The sequence below is a fragment of the Methylobacterium oryzae genome (assembly GCF_021398735.1).
Classification (GTDB): domain Bacteria; phylum Pseudomonadota; class Alphaproteobacteria; order Rhizobiales; family Beijerinckiaceae; genus Methylobacterium.
In genome coordinates, this window is sequence record NZ_CP090349.1 from 664923 (window position 1) to 679017 (window position 14095).

Genomic DNA, 14095 nt, shown 5'->3' on the forward strand with positions numbered 1-14095 from the left:
GTCACCTCGATCTCGCGCCTCATCCGGGGTTCAACACGTTCCTGGAAGCCCGGCTCGGGCCGGAAAGGGATGGACCTCGATCGATTCTCGATCACGGAGAATTGACTATTGTCATCGAGACAACGTGAAATGCTGAGCTCGTCAGCGATAAGTCCGGCAATTAGACTTGGGTTGTGACTGCGTCTTCATGTATCGATTGTGGATCTCGGCGGGATGCCGTGCTAGCCAACATCCTGTTGAGCGCTCGAGACAGTGAGAGACGGGAGCGCGGAGCGACGAGCGAGAAAGACGTCTGTCGTGGTCAAGGATCCTAAGCTCGCAGTCATTATTACATGTTTCAACTACGAAAGTTTTGTCGATAAAGCGATTCAGAGTGTCGTCGACCAGCACAACGATTCTTGTGAGATCGTCGTGATAGACGATGGATCGACGGATGACTCATGGTCGATTATCCAGCGGTCCGGCGTCGCGGCATTCCGGATCCCGAACGGCGGTCAGAGGGCGGCCTGCCTGTACGGATTGGCCAAGACTTCTGCCCCGTTTCTGCTCTTCCTCGACGCGGACGACGAGCTTCTGCCGGGTGCTCTCGACCGTATTCTCGCGGAACTAGATCCGACTGTCGCCAAACTTCAGTTCTGTCTGAGATGCGTCGACTCGACGGGGGCGATCCTGGCGGACCCATACCCCGCTCTCGGCGCGTTCCGCGGGCAGGACAGGACTGTCGGCGACATCCTGCGCTCAGGCGTCTACCAGACGCCGCCCACGTCCGGGAATGTCTTCCGCCGCGATGTCTGCGATCTGCTCCATCAATGCGCGTACGACCAAGCTGTCGATGGCGTGATCCTGTTGGCTGCCCCGTTCATGGGCGAGATCGTCAGCCTTTCCGAAAGTCTCGGGCTCTACCGTGTCCATGGCCGCAATGACTCCGGTCTGGGCCGCGTCCCGCAGGCGGCCACCGTCGAGCGGGATCTTCAGCGTTTCCAGTCACGTCTGAGGCATCTGCGCGGTCTTCTTCACGACTGGCGTCCCGGGGTCTCCCTCGTCGAGCCAGAGCAGACATACTATTTTCAGTTCCTCAAGTTCTGCATGGCGATCCTCCGGGGTGTCCGGTACGGTGGCAGGCCGTTCCTGGGCCTGATCAGATCTGTCCTGATCGAGCCGCGTTCCCTGAAGTGGAAAATGGCGAATGCGCTCTTCGTCGTCGCGACGTTTCTCGCGCCCGTTCGCTGTGCGCAGGCATTGCTCGCCTTCCGCTTCTCGCCCAAGCGCCGGCCGGTCCGACAGATCCTGCGCGCCACGATCGGTGCGGGGCATTGTTGAAAATCAGTAATGCGCCGGATTTTTCTGTTGCGCCCGGTCGCGCTTTTACACCTAGATGGCTCCGGAATATGTGGCGGCTCTCCTGTTCGGCCAGGGTCGTATCTCCCGCCTAATCGGCGCCGCGGCTTGCATGGAGTCCAGCGCAGGCCGGGGCTCGGATCCGACACGAGCGCTCGTAAGTCATGCGTATTCTCCATCTGCTGAATCACACGCGCCGACTGAACGGCCATGTCCACGCGGCCGTCGATCTCGCGTGCCAACAGGCGCAGGCCGGACACCGGGTCGCGATTGCCAGTCAGGGTGGGGATTTCGATGCGCTGCTCCGGTCCAACGGCGTCGAATCGATCTTCGCGAGCCACGCGCGCACGCCGGCCCGGATCCTGACGTCGTTCCTCGGATGTGGCGGTGTGCTCCGGCGTTGGCGTCCCGATGTCGTCCACGCCCATATGATGACCAGCGCCGTGCTGGCTTGGCCGACCTGCAAGCTGCTGCGCGTTCCCCTCGTGACGACCGTCCACAATGAGTTCGAGAAGGGGGCCGTCCTCATGGGCCTTGGGACCAGGGTCATCGCTGTGAGCGGTGCGGTCGCCGCGTCGATGCGGAAGCGCGGCATCGCGGCTTCCCGCATCGACGTCGTGCTCAACGGGACCATCGGCTCAGCCCGCATGCGCGGTCGGTCCGAGGAACCGCAGGCTCTGGATCATCCCGCCATCGTCTTCGTCGGAGGCCTGCATCCCCGGAAGGGATTGCCCGATCTGCTGCAGGCCTTCGACAAGGCGTTCCCCCACAATCGCGCCATGCGGCTCTACGTCGTCGGCGGCGGTCCTCACCGGGACGCCTACGAGCAGACCGCGCGCACGCTGGCCTGCACGGATGCCATTACCTTCGCCGGGCCGCGGGACGATCCGTACCGCTGGATGCTGGGCGCCGACATCTTCGTGCTCCCGTCCCACGCCGATCCGGCACCGCTCGTGCTCTCCGAAGCCCGGGAGGCGGGCTGCGCGATCGTCGGCACCGACGTCGACGGGATTCCCGAGCTGCTCGACGGGGGAAGGGCGGGCATTCTGGTCCCGGCAAACGATCCGGACAAGCTTGCGCAGGCGCTGATCACGCTCACGACCGATCCGAGCGCCCTGGGCGCTTTGAGAGCGAAGAGCCAGATCAACTTGGATCACCTGCGGATCGCACGGGTGGCCGACGAGACCTTGACCGTCTATCGGCGCGCTGCCGGCCTCGCGGGGTGATGCGCGTCCCGGTGCGCGGAACCCGGACACGGCTCCCACAACGCACCGCGGGCGCGGCTCGATCGCAAGCTGACCAAATTAGCTAGATTGATGCCGCCGCCGGATGCTGGTTCAGGACTGCCTTGCAGAGCGTGTCAGGATCGGAATCGCCATGTTGCTCAGATCCGGATCCATGTCGTGACCACGAGGCACGACGTCGTTCCGGGCCGGTGTGGCGCCGGTCAGTCCTCCGTGGGACACGTTCATGCTCGCCTCTAAGACGCTGCGCGGCGCCGGATGGAGTGTCGCCGCGCGGATCTCCGCGCGCGCGATCGATCTCGGCACGCTGCTCGTCCTCGCACGGATCCTGTCGCCCGCCGATTTCGGCCTGACGGCCATCGCCGCGTCCCTGATCTCGATCGTCGAGATGATCCTCGAGATCCCGCTGGTTCAGGCCCTGTTGCGTCTGCAGAAGATCGAGAAGTCGCATCTGGATACTGCATTCACGCTGGGCCTTCTCCGGGGCGGGGTCATCGCCGTCCTGATGATGGCCGCCGCTTGGCCGGTCGCCCACATCTACGACGATGTCCGACTGATCCCCATCACGCTCGCGCTCGCGTCGGCGCCGATCGCGCGAAGCCTCTACAGCCCGGCCATGGTACACCTGTTCCGCAAGATCGACTTCCGTGCGTCGTTTCTCGCGGATTTTTCCGGAAAAGTGGCCGCGGCCCTGATCTCGATCGGGTCTCTCTACTTGGGAGCCGGCTACTGGGCCCTGGTGATCAACCCGGCTGCATCCGCGATCCTGCCGACCATCCTGTCCTACGTGCTGGCGCCTTACCGACCGGGGCTCTCCCTGGCGCGGCTGAGTGCCTTCTCGGCGTTCACAGGCTGGTTCACATCCTCACAGATCCTCGCTGCCTTCAGTTGGCAGTTCGATCGCATGTTCCTCGGTTACCACGTCGACAAGGCCGTACTCGGCCGCTACGGGGTGGCGAGCGATTTCTCCGTCCTCCCGACCCAGAGCGTCATCGGTCCGGCTATGCGGCCGGTCATGGCCGCGTTCGCGACGATGGCCGATGACCGCCTCCGCTTACGAGCCGCCTTCCTGAAGGCGGCTCGACTCACGATGATCATCGCGCTCCCGGCTGGCGTGGGCATCGCACTGACCGCCGACCAGATCGTGAGCGTCATCCTCGGTGCGCAATGGATTTCCGCGGCACCCTATCTGCGATGGCTGTCGCTGGCCGTCATGTTCACCGCCTATTACCAACCTGTCTCAACGCTCTGCCTCGCGATGGACGAGCCGAACGTGATGCTCAAGATCACGCTCCTCGAGTCGGTGGCGAAGGTCTTGAGCATGACACTGGGATTCTATCTCGGCGGCGTGATGATGATGATCTACGCGCGCCTTGCCACGGCCCTGTTTCACTTCCTGATCAGCGCGATCTACGCGCGGCGTCTCGTCGGTGCCGGTGTGGCGGGGCAGATCCGTAATCTCTGGCAGATTGCCCTCTCGTGCGCGGTGATGGCGGCCGCCGTCCTCGCGCTGCGGGCCGCCTTGAGCCGCCTGGATATCGGCTCGGCCGGGCTTCTCGCGGCCCTGATCCTCGGCGGCGCGGCGGCTTACGGCGTGAGCATGCTGCTGCTCGGATTCCGCCTGCGGACCCTGCGTCCATGAGGCCGGTCGCGCGAGGGCCAGCGGCGAAGAACGCAGAACTTACAGCCGCCAGCGGGCTGATCCACGAGATTGCGGAGGGTATAATTTTGGCCGCGCTCACTTCAACGGCTCGGATGAGCAGCGGCCGCAAGACAGACCTCGGGTCGTTAAATCTTGGCTAACTTGGCGGCGTCTGCTACCTTTCGATGTGGCCTTCGGGATTCTGTGCTAGGGATACCGTAGGGCGATCGCAGCGCGCAGACTTATACTCAAGATTTGGCTCTGGTCGGGGAGAATTTGATGCGTCTGCGTCTAGTTGCGGCGGCGTGCGTCCTGCTGTTCGGCAGCCCGCACGCGAATGCGGCCGCCGACGAAGCCGGTCGATATCTGCTCGGCCCTCAGGATCATCTGACGATCCGCGTCTATGATTTGCGTCGCAACACAGGCGAAGCGTACTCGTGGACGGCACTGAACGGTCAGTTCGTCGTTGCGGCGGACGGAACCGTGTCCATGCCACTGATCGGCCAGATCAAGGCGGCGGGCGGCACGCCGATCGATCTCGCGAACGCCATCGGTGTCGCTCTGAAACAGGTCGCCGATCTCGCGGAGAAGCCCGCGGCATCGGTCGAAGTCGCGACCTACCGTCCCTTCTACATCATCGGTGCGGTCCAGCAGCCCGGCAAGTACGAGTATCAACCCGGCCTGACCGTACTACAGGCCGTCAGCACGGCTCAGGGACTGATGCGCGGCACCGACCCGCGCAGTATCCAGCGCGACGCGGTCACAACGCGCGGCGAGTTGCGAAATCTGGCCGCGGAGCGGGTCGCCTTGGCCGCCAAGCTGGCGCGTCTCGAAGCGGAGGTCGGCGGCGCGGAGACGATCGCGTTCGGCGGCGAGCTAAAAGGCACGGTGGACAGGATATACGCGGAGCAGGCCGTCCGCGGTGAGCAACTCCTGTTCGACACGCGTCGGAATGCGCTGAAGGCCGAGATCAAGTCGATTGAACAGTCGATCGCCAGCTTTCAAAATGAAATGAGCACGCTCGATAATAAGTCCAAAACGCTGGACCGCCAGATCGAGCTCAGTCGCGGTGAGCTCGGCCTGATCAACGATCTGGTCTCGAAGGGGCTCACGATCGCGCCGCGCAAGCTGGCTGCGGAGCAGAGTCAGGCGTCGTTCGAGAGCAGCCGACTCGACGTGCAGGTCGCCATGCTGCGCGCTCAGCAGAGCCTCACGCGCGCCGAGCGCGACATCATCGACCTCAAGGCCCGGTTCCGCCGCGAAGCTCTGTCGGAGGCCGCGGATGCCCGTCAGAAGCTCGCCTCGATCGACGAGAAGGCGCGGACAGCCGAGCGGCTCGCGGCCGATGCCGAGTCTCAGATGGTCGGCAGCACCGACGACGCGGCAGAAGCCGTGAGCGCGCGCTACGAGATTACCCGGAAGCAGGGGGTGAAGGCGGGCACATGGCTCGCCTCCGAGGAGGCCGTCGTCGAGCCCGGCGACGTCGTGCGGGTGACGCTCGTGCGCCAGCCGGCCGACAAGGCCGGGGAGACGCGGCCGTCCCCGTCGCCGCGGCCCGGATCATCGGGCGCTCCGGTGAGCCGCGGTCCGGCCACTTCGGATGCGCCACTGCGGCCAACCGAGAGTGCGAATCGCTGAGATGGTCGATGCGTGCGCGTCGCATCGATCCGGGCGGTGACCAGACGACGCGATCGCCCGATCCCGGCCCGGCACGACCGCCGGGGGTGCCGGTGCGTCGCCTGAGTGCCACCGCCGCTCCGCCGTCGATCATGCCTGGATCAGCCTGACATGAGCTTCGAACCAATAGGCGCCATCGCGGTCGTCATCGGCCTGTTCTGTCTGCTGTTCGGCAGGGAATCGGTGGTGATCGCCTTCGTGGTGTTCTGCAATCTCGGCTCGGCCGCGGCACTCCTGCTGGGCGGCGCCAACGTGCAGCCGGCGCATCTCTTCCTCGTGTTCCTGATGATCGCGACTCTGTTCCATCGCAACATCTCGACACAGGTCCTGAGTTCGTTCCGCCTGCCTGAACCGGGTTTCTGGCTTCTCTGTCTCACTCTCTACGGGGTGGCGAGCAGCTACATCCTGCCGCGGCTCTTCGCGGGGCAGACCTATATCGTGCCGCTGGGAACGTCGTCACACCTGATCACGAGCGACGGCGTCGTTCCCCTGGGACCAGTATCCAGCAATTTCACGCAGCCGATCTATCTCATCGGTGATCTGGTCTGTTTCAGTATCATCACCGCTTTCGGATCCTCGAAGAACGGGATTGAGACGCTCGCGAAGGCGCTCATCCTCTACGCGGCTGCCAACATATGTTTCGGCATCATCGACGTCCTCACGGCGGCAACGGGCACGCAGGAGGCCCTGCAATTCATTCGCAACGCTCAGTACACGTTCCACGACGAGGAGAGTGTCGGCAGTATGCGGCGGATCATCGGGGCTTGGCCGGAGGCGTCGGCCTTCGCGGGAATGACACTGGGAGGTTGCGGGTTCACGGGCATGCTGTGGCTCTGTGGCCGCAAGCCCTTGGTGACGGGACCTCTGGCGTTGATCTCGCTGTTGTTCGTGATCCTGTCGACTTCCTCGACCGGCCTGGTCGGCGCCGCGGTGCTGATCCCGATGCTCTACACGATCGCGTTGCTGCGATGCAGCACGCGTCGTCAGGACCGCTTCAGCGCCTGGCTGGTGGTCGCGGGTCCGTTGGTCGCCTGCGTCCTCGTGCTCCTGGCCTTCTCGGTCGGCGGCGTGGCTGAGCGCATCTACGATTACGTCGATACGCTTGTCCTGAGCAAAGCCGAGACGAGTTCGGGTGTTCAGCGTTCGGCCTGGAACGCCTATGCGTGGCGGAACTTCATCGACTCGAACGGCCTGGGCGTCGGCCTCGGAACCAATCGCACATCGAGCTTTCCGCTCGCGGTGCTGTCGAATGTCGGGATTCCCGGAGCCGTCTTCTACGTGCTTTTCCTGGCGTCGGTGTTCGGATTTCGGCGCGGAGCGCCGCGGACCTACGCGAGCGACATCCGTGCTGCTGGCCGCGTCGCCTGCCTGTCCCTTCTCCCTGGCAGCCTCATCGCGGGCCCGACCGTCGATCAGGGCTTGATATTCTACATCTTCGCCGCCACCGCCTGCGCCTATCCCGCACGTCATCCAGTCGGGCGTATCGGTGTCTCCGCAACTCCGATCGAGCCGGCCGCGGTCGCGATACGGTCGCGGCTCGCCGAACCGGCTCGCCATTCGGCTCAGAACGTATCACTCGGCACGTGAGGGCGGCCCCGGAGGCCGATGGCCGGACCGAGGGCTGGGCGTTGCTGCCGTCCGGCACCGGGGACTGCCGTTCCGTGTTCCGCTCCGGGAGCAAAACCACGGGCCGCGCCGGCGCGCCGCGACGGCCGTGCAGGGACCTCGAAAATGGCCCGGGGGCGCGGGGGACGCTCAAGGTATGCTGGGTGGATCCACTGCCTCGAAGCCATTGATCAAATGGCTCATGGGACATCTGTCGTTTTCGTTGTTGACTTTACCCTGCTGAAGGGCGGCCAATGCTGCCTCTGTCGGCCGCAAGGCGCGGAGCGCCTGTCCGCTCGTTCAGAACGGGGACAGATCCATAGTGCGATCGTCAGGTGATGTTTCGGTCCGCGCGCATAGTGTGTTTGCAAATTCTGCTCAGTTAACGGTAGTCATGACTGGGTTCCGAACTGATCCTATGGTATCGATCCGCAACTTCCGATCTGATTCGAGTGTCGGCGATGATCATCGTGCTCGGCGCGGCCGACCATCATGCTCCGGCATCGTCCTCCATCGCCTGACGCCGTGGCCGATGCAAAGCGAATCATGACCGTTTCTTCAGCCTTCGATTGTCATGGGCACTCGGGAGACGAGATTTTCGATGCGATCGTATTAGGGGCCGGTATTACAGGCCTCGTATCGGCTTCAATTCTTCACGATCTCGGCTGTCGAAATATTGCCGTCATCGACGAATTCGAAAATATCGGCGGCAATCATATCGACCGGTCCATCAATGGATATACATTCGACATCGGAAGTCTAATATTTCAGGACGATTCGCCGCTGCTGAAGTATTTTCCAGAGTTGCTGGAACATTACGTTCCGATCAAGCCGACGTGGGGAAAGCTAACACCCCAGGCTTTCGTCACCTCCTACCCGCTGTCGATCCGGGACGACATCGTCCGGGCCGGTCCATGGGGCATCTTCAGGATCGTGCTATCGGCCGCTTTCTCGCGCGTGGCGCGGCGCAGAATCGGGAATGCGCGGGAGTTTGCTCGCTACTGGATCGGTGATTATCTGCTCAGAAGGTCCGGCCTCGAGAGCTACATGAAGCGGTTCTTCGGCGTTCCGGCCGACTGGGTCGATCTGGAATTTGCCGAGAAGCGGATGCTCTGGATCAAGGAGCACGCCAGCCCGCGCGTCTTGTTGCGCTATGTCCGCCGGCATCGCGCGCCGGGTCCGACCAACAGGCAGTTGGCGCGACCCCGCGAAGGCTTCAATGCCCTCTACGAAGTGGCCGCCCGGACCCTGCGGCAGCGCGGTTCGGTCTTTCATCTGGGCGAGCGGATCGAATCGATCACACGGCGCGGGACGCAATTCGATGTCCGCACAGGTGGCCGCCGTTTGACCGCCCAGCGACTCATCTCGACGATCCCCATTGCGCGGGCGTTGGCCCTCTGCGGAGTCCGAGAGGATCCCGGTCTCGCCTCGGTAACGCTGATCAGCCTGTATTTCAGCTTCGACGGGAATCGCGGCTTCGACTGTTCGATCCTCTACAACTTCGCGCATGACGGCGCTTGGAAGCGGCTCACGATGTATTCCGATTTCTACGGTCGGGTGGAGGGGCGCGAGTATTTTGGAGTCGAGGTCATCGCTGGCCACGCGAACGATTCCGTGACGATCGCCGAGCAGGATTTTCGGGCACATGTCGCCAAGAACGGGCTCTTCGCCGGTGATCTGGTTTGTGAGGGCAGCCAAGTGGTGCCCTGTGCCTATCCCATCTACACCGGGCAGGCCCATGAGCGGGTGTCGCGCGCGCTCGCCCAACTCGCCGACTTCGGGATCGAGTCGTTCGGACGACAGGGCGGTTTCGACTACCAGCCGACGGCCCGTGTTTCGACGCTCAACGCGGCGGCTCACCTGATGCCGACAAGAACATCGGACGCTTAGTCGAGTCGATTCTGCCGGCGGGCGCCGCGCGCCGCCCTCTGAGACCGGGGCCTCCCCCGCCTCGGTCGTGACCTCGGCGGTTCGGCGAGGAGGCCGGGGCCGCCGACGCGGGGCCGTCTCACTGGACCAGATAGGCGCGGCTCGGCTCACGCGGAGGACGAGGGGCCGCCAAGCGCTCGCGCGCGAGGACCCCGTCGACGAAACGGCTGATCTCGTCCGCGAAGCGGCCGACACCGAAGTCGGCTGCGCGGCGGACGAGGCGCTCTGGCTCCACCCCGATCGCCCGACAGCGCTGGACGGCATCGATCAGCGCGTCGACGGACTGCTCGTGGAAGAAGGTGCCGGTCACGCCGTCGATGACCGTCTCGGTGACACCACCCTTGCCGAACGCGACGACCGGCCGTCCGCTCGCCATGGCCTCGACCGGGACGATGCCGAAATCCTCTTCTCCGGGGAAGATCAGGGCTTGGCACCGTGCGTAGTGGTGTTTCAGGACCTCGAAGGGCTGCGGCCCGAGGATCTTGATGTGCGGACCGGCCATGCTGCGCAGTTCACGCAGCATCTCGCCGCCGCCGATCACCACGAGCGGCTGCCCCAACCGGTTGAAAGCCTGGATCGCCAGTTCCGGCCGCTTGTAGCGAACCATTTCGCCGACCATCAGATGGTAGTCACCGCGCTGGCCATCCGGAGCGATCTCGAAGGCCGCCGTGTCCACGGGCGGATGGATGACCTTGGCTTGGCGTCGATAGTAGGTCTCGATGCGTCGCGCGACCGTGTCCGAGTTGGCGATGAACTCGTGGACCCGGCCCGCCGAGACCGCGTCCCAGTTGCGCACGTAATGGGCCACCGGCGGCATCAGCAGGCGCGTGAGCAGCCCCGTCCGCTCGCGATAATCGTGGTACATGTTCCAGACGTACCGCATCGGTGAGTGACAGTAACAGATATGAAGCGCGTCGGATGGCGGGATGATCCCCTTCGCCGGACCCGATTCGCTGCTGATGATCAGATCGTATCCCCGCAGATCGAGCTGCTCGAGGGCCATCGGCATCAGGGGTAGATAGGATTTGTATCGGCTGGTCGCGAACGGCAATCGGCCGATGAACGAGGTCCTGACCCGGTGCGCCCTGATGGTCGGCGACATGGATTGCGGGGCGTAGGCGTGCGTGAAGATGTCGGCTTCCGGATAGAGGTCGCAGAGCGCCTCGACGACCTTCTCGCCGCCGCGCATCCCGATGAGCCAGTAATGGACGATCGCGACTCTCATCGCTCGGAACCTGCTTCCCCGATCGCCGCGCAGCTCTCACCGAGTCGCCCGGTGGATGTCCGATCGGTCGCTGGCAGGCAGCTGCTCCACAGGCAAGGGACCATGATTGCGCTATTCTCAGTCTTGATCGGAAACGTGCGCCTTCGGCTGGACCTGTGTGGTTCGAGCCTCGGGAGCCGCGGGGATTGATGACTTTCAGACGGGATCGACGGGTCTCACGCCATCCGCTGCGGATGGACGTTGCAGGCAGGCCCGGTCGACTTGGCGGGTATGCTCCGGGGCCGCATCAGGCTCCGCGCTCCCACCCGTCGGCCGAACAGGCGCAGACCACCCGGCGTGCCGCGCCACCCGGCACTCTGTTCTCTCTCGGCGCATGCATCATGAGTGGCCCCAATCCGTACTGGCTCCGGCATTGTGGCCGCTCCTGCACGTTGGATGCCGCTTAGCCATCCGCAGGATACTGAGTTCGCCCATCCGGGTCACGCTGCGGAACCCGCCGCCATAGGGATTAGTCCCGCGGCATCGCAATAGGGCCGCGCACGCACGGTCCGTCGCGGCGCGGCGGCCGATGCCACCGATCCGGCACGCGTCTCATCCCGCTGACCGCGCCTGAGGTACTGTATCGGAAGTCCATCCATAGAGCGCGCCCCGCACCTTGTCATGATCGCCCTCGGCGCGAAATTGATTTCGTCGCGCCATTCAGCAACATCCCGGCGATCGCCGCCGCAGCGATCTCCCGGAATGCCTGCGGCGGGACGTCTGGACATTGCACCGCGATCCCATGCGCGAGCGTCCCGGTCCGGACGGGTGGCCCGCGCGCGCGGGAGAAGCACAGAGCTGCAAGTGGCTCAGCTCTCGACCATCAACCGTGGGAACGCGCGGCATTCCTCGGGCCGGACGGACGCAGTGCACAATGATGGGTGAGCATCCGGCCAAGGTCGGTGTCTCGTGACATTGCTTGGATTGCGGCATCGAGGCGGATTCGTGTCTGGGTCGAGAGGCAGAGGCCCGGTGCCACTGTGCTTCATCCTGCGGGATCGAAATCTATTCTTGCATTTTTGGGCGGAAAATATACTGACATTTAGGGTACGGTTAAGCTTGAAACAGGCGCGATGATTTGATATCCCGTCGTTAACAATTGATTAACCGTTGCTGCGCCTGGCGGCCACCTGCCGTCACGAGGAGCCAGAACATGCTGCGCGACGTCGGCCCACCGCTTCAGCCTGCCTTGCGTGCGCCGCAGTACGGTGTCGAGCTGGCGGACCAAGTGGGCGATGCCGCGGAGGCTGTCGCGGAGGCCGTTCTGCCAACGGCGCCGTTCGTGGCGCGCGGCCTGCGGTTGGGTTGGGCGGCCAAGCGCGGGCTCGACATCACGGTGGCGGCCACGGCCCTCTTCCTCTTGCTGCCGTTGCTGATCCTGATCGCCGCCCTCGTGTATGCCGGTGATCGCAAGGCGCCGATCTTCCGCCACATGCGGGTGGGCCGGGACGGTCGCCGCTTCGGGTGCCTGAAGTTCCGCTCCATGGTGACGAATGGCGACGCTGTTCTGGCGGCCCATCTGGCCGCCAATCCTCTGGCCCGGGCCGAGTGGGCGGCGACGCACAAGCTCAGCGACGACCCGCGCGTCACCGCCGTCGGCTACGTGCTGCGCAAGACCTCGCTCGACGAGCTGCCGCAGCTCTGGAATGTGCTGCGCGGCGAGATGAGCTTGGTCGGTCCGCGCCCGATCGTGCCGGCCGAAGTCGCCCGCTACGGGCGGGCATTCCCCACCTGTTTCGCCGTGCCGCCGGGCGTGACGGGGCTGTGGCAGGTCTCGGGCCGCTCCGACACGACCTATGCCGAGCGCGTCGCGCTGGATCTGGACTATGCCACCCGGTGGACCTTGCACCGGGATCTCGCCATCATGCTGCGCACGGTTCCCGCGGTTCTGGCGCAGCGCGGGAGCCGATGAGGCGCGGGTGGTCCCCGAGCCGCCCCGCGCCGGGGCGCGGCGTGCTCTGGCCCTGCGCGACGGCGCAGCACGAACCGCGCTCCCAGATCCGGTTCGGGGCAGCACTCTGCTGGTCCGACAGATGAGGGCCGGATCGGATTGTGGCGGGTGCCAGCGATGACCGAACGAGACCCGTACCGGCACGAGGATCCGATCTGGTACGATCGGATCGAGGCGGATGAGCCGCCTGGCGTCATCCTCGATCTGCTGGCGCACGCGTTCGTGCCGATCGTGGCGGCTCTCGGTGCGGTGAGAGCGCTGTACTGGCTACCGACTCGACTGTGGTGCCGGGCCGCGCGCTCGATCCTGCGCGATCGGACCACCGCTGCGAAGCGGCTCTGAGCCGAGCGCAGCATCGTCACAGTCGAGCATTCGCCGGGCTCGAGCGGCCTGTCGTGATACGTCATCCGCCGACGGACCCGCGACGCGGCCTCCAGCCGTCCGAGCTCCGGTGAGCGTGATGCCACGCTGAACGCGCATCTGAGCGTCCGTTCACCGCCCACCTCTCGGGCACGCAGGCCGGTTATGTCCGGAGCATACCGAACTCGGAGCCGCGGCGCCGGTTGTGGGAGCTTCATCAGGTCGAGATTGACAATATTAACGCTATGAAGTAGCGCTATTGACTATTCTGAAAATTGACAGACGTGATGGATCCCGAACGGGATCAGATGTCATTTGCCCATATCGAGTGGCGAGTGCTTGTATGAGGTTCTCGGAGGCAGGGGCTGCCATTCGGCGCTGGCACTTTGGCTGGCCGCCGCGCACGCGCAGGATGACCGCCAGCGAGCGCTCCCTCTCGGTCGGTGCCTGCCAAACGTGCGGGGCAAAGGTGGAGATCTCCAACGCATACTGCGTTCCCTGCGCCACAGAATACGCCGACTGCGATGTCGCATATTTTGATCGATGGTTGCTGGTCTTTATCTGGGTTGCTGCAGGTGTAACGCTGTTCGGCGTAATCTATTTTATGTTGAGATTCTTCGGTGTCGTATCATAGAGATGTTCACGATCCTTCGTCGCTCGGCGTTCGCGTCATCGCCGACGTCGGATTGTGGAGCGGTCGGAAGGCTCACCGATCGGAGCGGAACGGCGCAAGCGGCATTCTCAGGATTCGGTGCGCGATGCCGCGCCATCGATTCCAGGTCTGGGACGTATAGGTCCCTGGTCAGGAAAGGTGGCACGTTCCCGGTATCGGATGGCGATCGCGTCGATGCGCCGGCTGTCAGGTTCGTGCACGCTCCTGTCCCGGACCCAGGGACCTGGCTCGGTGATCACGGGCGGGCCGGCGCTCGAGCGTTGGTATACGGTCCGTCCAGCTCGATATCCCGGTGGATGAGAGATCTGAGTACCTCTATCGGGTGATGGATGCTGGCCATTGCTCGGTAGAATGGCTGTGGGACCCGCTGTTCAGGGCGCGATCACGGCTGACGATACAATCGAGTCGGGTC

Annotated in this window: 9 protein-coding genes; 8 read left to right on the forward strand and 1 reads right to left on the reverse strand. The window is 64.3% G+C overall.

Annotated features, from left to right (window positions below; all coding sequences use genetic code 11):
- Positions 1-297 precede the first annotated feature (297 nt).
- The 6 genes from LXM90_RS03165 to LXM90_RS03190 all read left to right on the forward strand — a co-directional run bounded on the left by LXM90_RS03165 (position 298) and on the right by LXM90_RS03190 (position 9396).
- Positions 298-1320: a glycosyltransferase family 2 protein gene (locus LXM90_RS03165; protein WP_020091244.1), complete on the forward strand. Its 1023-nt coding sequence runs from the start codon at positions 298-300 to the stop codon at positions 1318-1320.
- A 182-nt stretch (positions 1321-1502) separates the two neighbouring features.
- Positions 1503-2564, forward strand: coding sequence for a glycosyltransferase family 4 protein (locus LXM90_RS03170; RefSeq protein WP_020091243.1), 1062 nt, complete (start codon positions 1503-1505; stop codon positions 2562-2564).
- A 244-nt stretch (positions 2565-2808) separates the two neighbouring features.
- Positions 2809-4224, forward strand: coding sequence for a lipopolysaccharide biosynthesis protein (locus LXM90_RS03175; RefSeq protein ID WP_020091242.1), 1416 nt, complete (start codon positions 2809-2811; stop codon positions 4222-4224).
- A 279-nt stretch (positions 4225-4503) separates the two neighbouring features.
- Positions 4504-5862 (forward strand): polysaccharide biosynthesis/export family protein, encoded by a 1359-nt coding sequence (locus tag LXM90_RS03180; protein ID WP_026604635.1) that lies wholly within the window; start codon positions 4504-4506, stop codon positions 5860-5862.
- A 150-nt stretch (positions 5863-6012) separates the two neighbouring features.
- On the forward strand, positions 6013-7488 hold the full coding sequence (locus LXM90_RS03185; protein WP_020091239.1) for an O-antigen ligase family protein: 1476 nt from the start codon (positions 6013-6015) through the stop codon (positions 7486-7488).
- A gap of 564 nt (positions 7489-8052) precedes the next feature.
- Complete coding sequence (locus LXM90_RS03190) at positions 8053-9396, forward strand: FAD-dependent oxidoreductase (RefSeq protein WP_026604634.1); 1344 nt, start codon at positions 8053-8055, stop codon at positions 9394-9396.
- 118 nt (positions 9397-9514) lie between these two features.
- On the opposite strand, the gene LXM90_RS03195 is transcribed toward LXM90_RS03190, so the two are convergent.
- Positions 9515-10660: a glycosyltransferase gene (locus LXM90_RS03195; protein ID WP_020091237.1), complete on the reverse strand. Its 1146-nt coding sequence runs from the start codon at positions 10658-10660 to the stop codon at positions 9515-9517.
- 1192 nt (positions 10661-11852) lie between these two features.
- On the opposite strand from LXM90_RS03195, the gene LXM90_RS03200 reads away from it, so the two are divergent.
- Positions 11853-12611 (forward strand): sugar transferase, encoded by a 759-nt coding sequence (locus LXM90_RS03200; RefSeq protein WP_020091236.1) that lies wholly within the window; start codon positions 11853-11855, stop codon positions 12609-12611.
- Positions 12612-12767: 156 nt separating this feature from the next.
- Positions 12768-12992, forward strand: a complete 225-nt coding sequence (locus LXM90_RS03205; protein WP_020091235.1) for a hypothetical protein — start codon at positions 12768-12770, stop codon at positions 12990-12992.
- The last annotated feature ends 1103 nt before the right edge of the window (positions 12993-14095 follow it).

Coding starts and splice junctions, on each gene's coding strand:
- LXM90_RS03170 (WP_020091243.1), top strand. CDS start 1,503: ATGCGTATTCTCCATCTGCTGAATCACACGCGCCGACTGAACGGCCAT.
- LXM90_RS03175 (WP_020091242.1), top strand. CDS start 2,809: ATGCTCGCCTCTAAGACGCTGCGCGGCGCCGGATGGAGTGTCGCCGCG.
- LXM90_RS03180 (WP_026604635.1), top strand. CDS start 4,504: ATGCGTCTGCGTCTAGTTGCGGCGGCGTGCGTCCTGCTGTTCGGCAGC.
- LXM90_RS03185 (WP_020091239.1), top strand. CDS start 6,013: ATGAGCTTCGAACCAATAGGCGCCATCGCGGTCGTCATCGGCCTGTTC.
- LXM90_RS03190 (WP_026604634.1), top strand. CDS start 8,053: ATGACCGTTTCTTCAGCCTTCGATTGTCATGGGCACTCGGGAGACGAG.
- LXM90_RS03195 (WP_020091237.1), bottom strand. CDS start 10,660: ATGAGAGTCGCGATCGTCCATTACTGGCTCATCGGGATGCGCGGCGGC.
- LXM90_RS03200 (WP_020091236.1), top strand. CDS start 11,853: ATGCTGCGCGACGTCGGCCCACCGCTTCAGCCTGCCTTGCGTGCGCCG.
- LXM90_RS03205 (WP_020091235.1), top strand. CDS start 12,768: ATGACCGAACGAGACCCGTACCGGCACGAGGATCCGATCTGGTACGAT.